Source organism: Streptomyces sparsus, assembly GCF_054776295.1.
In genome coordinates, this window is the sequence record NZ_BAAHCA010000402.1 from 1 (window position 1) to 4,336 (window position 4,336).

The window sequence follows — 4,336 nt, forward strand, 5'->3', positions numbered from 1 at the left end:
GGGCGGGCCGCCGTCGTTGCCGGGCGCCGCGGGCGACGGCGAGGGCTCCCGGGGGCCGGGGGTCAGCGCACCGGCGGCATCATCCCGCCGGGATCGGCCAGCCCCGGGCCCTGCTGGTGCCGCCGCTGCTCCTCGTCGACCTGCTGGTAGATCAGGGCGGTGAGGCCCTCCGGGTCGGGCACGTGCTTCAGCGTCATCTTGCCCTGCTCCGACGCGGACTGGATGTGGATCGTGCCGTAGCGCATGATCCGCTCCCACAGCGAGGCCTTGAACGACACGTCGTTCACCCGGATCAGTGGAATGCTGCGGCCGGCCTTCGTCAGGAAGCCGCTGCGCTTGTAGACGCGCCTGGTCGTGAGGATGTAGACCGTCCGGCGCCACTGGAGCAGCGGGATCAGCCAGAACCACAGCGAGGCGACGACCGCCGCACCCACCACCACCCACACCGCGGTGCCGTGCCACTGCTCGTCGGCGGGGAGCGCCCACAGCAGCGCCCCGGCGACGGCCCAGACGAGGCACAGCGCCAGGAACTCACTGACCATCTCGGTCCAGTGCTGGCGGGTGACGTGCACCGGCTCTTCGTCGTCGGCGAGATAGCGCTCCGCAATCGGCATGAGCCGAATCCTGGCACACGGCCCGCGCGCCGCCTACGCAGCGGGAGGGCCCGGTACGCGCCCGTTACCCTCCTGCCATGCCTCCCGTACGACGCAAGCCCCGCGCCTACGACCCGCTCCGGGTGCGCAACGCCCTCGCCGCGCAGGTCGAGACGGTGCGCACGGCGGCCCACGAGTGCACCGCGGCGCAACTGGCGGCGCCGTCCGGACTGCCCGGCTGGGACGTGCACCACCTGCTGGTGCACGTCGCCGGGCAGATCGACGCGCTGCCCCGGCTGCTGGCCGAGCCGGCGCCGACGGCCCGCCGGGCGGAGACGGACCTGTCGGCGTGGGCGGTCTCCACCGCCGGCCTCGCCGAGGTGCTCGACACCCGGACGAGGGAGCAGGCGGCGAGCGTGCCGGACGCGGCGGCCGCGATCGACGCCGCCGCCGAGGAACTGGAGCCGGTGCTGGAGATGGCCGTCCGCGAGGACGTGCTGCTGCCGCACCGCTTCGGCGCGATGCGGGCGCTGGACTTCACCGTCACGCGCCTGGTCGAGCTGGTCGTGCACAGCGACGACCTGGCCAGGGCGACCGGCGTGCCGCCGGCGCTGGACCGCTACGCGCTCGCGTCCGTAGTCCGGCTGCTGGCGGACGCGCTGGCGGCGAAGGCCTCCGGCGGGTCGGTCGAGGTGCGGGTGCCGCCGTTCGCCGTCGTCCAGTGCCTGGAGGGCCCGCGGCACACCCGCGGCACACCGCCCAACGTGGTCGAGACCGACCCGCTGACCTGGCTGCGGCTGGCCACCGGACGGGTCGGATGGGAGCGGGCCCGCGCCGCCGGGGCGGTCTCGGCGAGCGGCCCGCGGGCGGACCTCTCCGACCTGCTGCCGGTCCTAGGCTGAGCTCCGGGCCCCCGCCACTGGTCGACCGCACAGCGCGGCGGTGACGTCGGTCTCGTACGAAAACGCGGAACCGCAGGTCATCGGGGTTCGTCGAGGTCCTCGATTCGGCGGAGCGGGTTCACCCGTCTAGACTCGGGAGCGTGCCTCGTGGTGACGGACGACTCAGCCACGACCTCCTCCCCGGTGAAAAGGGCCCCCAGGACGCCTGCGGCGTCTTCGGAGTCTGGGCACCGGGTGAAGAGGTCGCCAAACTCTCCTATTTCGGGCTCTACGCCTTGCAGCACCGAGGACAGGAGTCCGCGGGCATCGCGGTGAGCAACGGCTCGCAGATCCTTGTCTTCAAGGACATGGGCCTGGTCTCCCAGGTGTTCGACGAGACCTCCCTCGGCTCCCTCCGCGGCCACATCGCGGTGGGTCATGCCAGGTACTCCACCACCGGCGCGTCGGTGTGGGAGAACGCCCAGCCCACCTTCCGCGCGACCGGTCACGGCTCGATCGCGCTCGGACACAACGGCAACCTGGTAAACACCGTCGAACTGTCCGGACTGGTGGCGAACCTGGCCACCACCGGCGGTGGCGGACGGGCCAACCAGGTGGTCGCCACCAACGACACCGACCTGGTGACGGCGCTGCTGGCCGGCCAGACCGACGAGGACGGCAAGCCGCTCACCGTCGAGGAAGCCGCCGCGAAGGTCCTGCCGCTGGTCAAGGGCGCCTTCTCGTTCGTCTTCATGGACGAGCACACGCTCTACGCGGCGCGCGACCCGCAGGGCGTGCGCCCGCTGGTGCTCGGGCGACTGGAGCGCGGCTGGGTGGTGGCGAGCGAGACGGCCGCCCTCGACATCGTGGGCGCCTCCTTCATCCGGGAGATCGAGCCGGGCGAGCTGATCGCCGTCGACGAGAACGGACTGCGGTCCAGCCGTTTCGCGGAGGCGAAGCCGAAGGGCTGCATCTTCGAGTACGTCTACCTCGCCCGTCCGGACACCGACATCGCCGGCCGCAACGTGTACCTCTCCCGGGTGGAGATGGGCCGCAAGCTGGCCGGGGAGGCGCCGGCCGAGGCCGACCTGGTGATAGCCACACCGGAGTCCGGCACGCCGGCCGCCATCGGCTACGCGGAGGCGAGCGGCATCCCCTTCGGGGCTGGCCTGGTCAAGAACTCCTACGTCGGCCGGACCTTCATCCAGCCCTCGCAGACGATCCGGCAGCTCGGCATCCGGCTCAAGCTGAACCCGCTGAAGGAAGTCATCCGGGGCAAGCGGCTCGTCGTGGTGGACGACTCCATCGTGCGCGGCAACACCCAGCGGGCCCTGGTCAAGATGCTGCGCGAGGCCGGCGCCGCAGAGGTGCACATCCGCATCTCCTCGCCGCCCATCAAGTGGCCGTGCTACTTCGGCATCGACTTCGCCACCCGCGCCGAGCTGATCGCCAACGGCCTCAGCGTCGAGGAGATCGGCAAGTCGCTGGGCGCCGACTCCCTGGCCTACATCTCCACCGACGGCATGATCGCGGCCACCACCATCGCCAAGCCGAACCTGTGCCGCGCCTGCTTCGACGGCGAGTACCCGATGGACCTGCCCGACCCGGAACTGCTCGGCAAGCACCTGCTGGAGTCCGAGAGCGGGCAGCGCGCCAAGTCCGACGTGGACGGCGTCCAGACCCTGGCCACCGGCCCCGGCGCCGCGGACGCGCTCCGGCGCCCCTGACCGACGTGATCCGACGGAGAGACATGACTGACACATCGGCCGGCCACGCCACCGGGGACACCGCCGTCGGCGGCGAGGTGTCCTACAAGTCGGCCGGCGTCGACATCGAGGCCGGGGACCGGGCCGTCGAGCTGATGAAGGAGTGGGTGAAGAAGGCCCAGCGCCCCGAGTCCCTCGGCGGACTCGGCGGCTTCGCCGGACTCTTCGACGCCTCGGCGCTGAAGCGCTACGAGCGGCCCCTGCTGGCGTCCGCGACGGACGGCGTGGGCACCAAGGTCGCCGTCGCGCAGCAGATGGGCGTGCACGACACCATCGGCCACGACCTGGTGGCCATGGTCGTCGACGACCTGGTGGTGTGCGGGGCAGAACCCCTCTTCATGACCGACTACATCTGCGTCGGCAAGGTCGTGCCCGAGCGGGTCTCGGCGATCGTCAAGGGCATCGCCGAGGGCTGCGTGCTGGCCGGCTGCGCGCTGGTCGGCGGGGAGACCGCCGAGCACCCGGGGCTGCTGGGCCCCGACGAGTACGACGTGGCGGGCGCCGGCACCGGTGTGGTCGAGGCGGACCGCGTGCTGGGCGCCGACCGCATCCGCAACGGCGACGTGGTGCTGGCCATGGCCTCCTCCGGCCTTCACTCGAACGGGTACTCCCTCGTCCGCCACGTGCTGCTGGAGCGGGCCGGCTGGGCGCTGGACCGCGAGGTGCCGGAGTTCGGCCGGACGCTCGGCGCGGAACTGCTGGAGCCGACCCGCATCTACTCGCTGGACTGCCTCGCGCTGACCCGGACCACCGAGGTGCACGCGTTCTCGCACATCACCGGCGGCGGACTGGCCAGCAACCTGGCCCGCGTGGTGCCCGACGAGCTGCACGCCACGGTGGACCGCTCCACCTGGGCGCCCGGCGCCGTCTTCGACACCGTCGGCCAGGTCGGCGGCGTCGCCCGGGCGGAGCTGGAGAAGACGCTGAACATGGGCGTCGGCATGATGGCCGTGGTGCCTCCGGAGTCGGTCGACGCGGCCCTGGCCACGCTGGCCGACCGGGGCGTGGACGCCTGGGTCGCCGGTGAGGTCGGCGAGCGCGGCGGCCGGCCGGAGGCCGTCACCCTCAGCGGCGACTACGCCAGCTGACGCCGGCA

General features: G+C 72.3%; 4 protein-coding genes. 3 read left to right on the forward strand and 1 reads right to left on the reverse strand.

The genetic code is table 11. From position 1 onward, the window contains the following. Nucleotides 1–62: 62 nt before the first annotated feature. The gene (locus ACYVE9_RS17220) at nt 63–614 is read right to left on the reverse strand and encodes a PH domain-containing protein (RefSeq protein ID WP_461028758.1); all 552 of its coding nucleotides are present in this window, start codon (nt 612–614) and stop codon (nt 63–65) included. 77 nt (nt 615–691) lie between these two features. On the opposite strand from ACYVE9_RS17220, the gene ACYVE9_RS17225 reads away from it, so the two are divergent. The 3 genes from ACYVE9_RS17225 to purM all read left to right on the forward strand — a co-directional run bounded on the left by ACYVE9_RS17225 (nt 692) and on the right by purM (nt 4,328). Continuing rightward, complete coding sequence (locus ACYVE9_RS17225; protein WP_461028759.1) at nt 692–1,495, forward strand: maleylpyruvate isomerase family mycothiol-dependent enzyme; 804 nt, start codon at nt 692–694, stop codon at nt 1,493–1,495. 140 nt (nt 1,496–1,635) lie between these two features. Beyond that, on the forward strand, nt 1,636–3,201 hold the full coding sequence (purF, locus tag ACYVE9_RS17230) for an amidophosphoribosyltransferase (RefSeq protein ID WP_461028760.1): 1,566 nt from the start codon (nt 1,636–1,638) through the stop codon (nt 3,199–3,201). Between the two features lie 23 nt (nt 3,202–3,224). Next, entirely contained in the window at nt 3,225–4,328 is a 1,104-nt protein-coding gene (purM, locus tag ACYVE9_RS17235; protein WP_461028761.1) for a phosphoribosylformylglycinamidine cyclo-ligase, read from the forward strand. Nucleotides 4,329–4,336 lie beyond the last annotated feature (8 nt).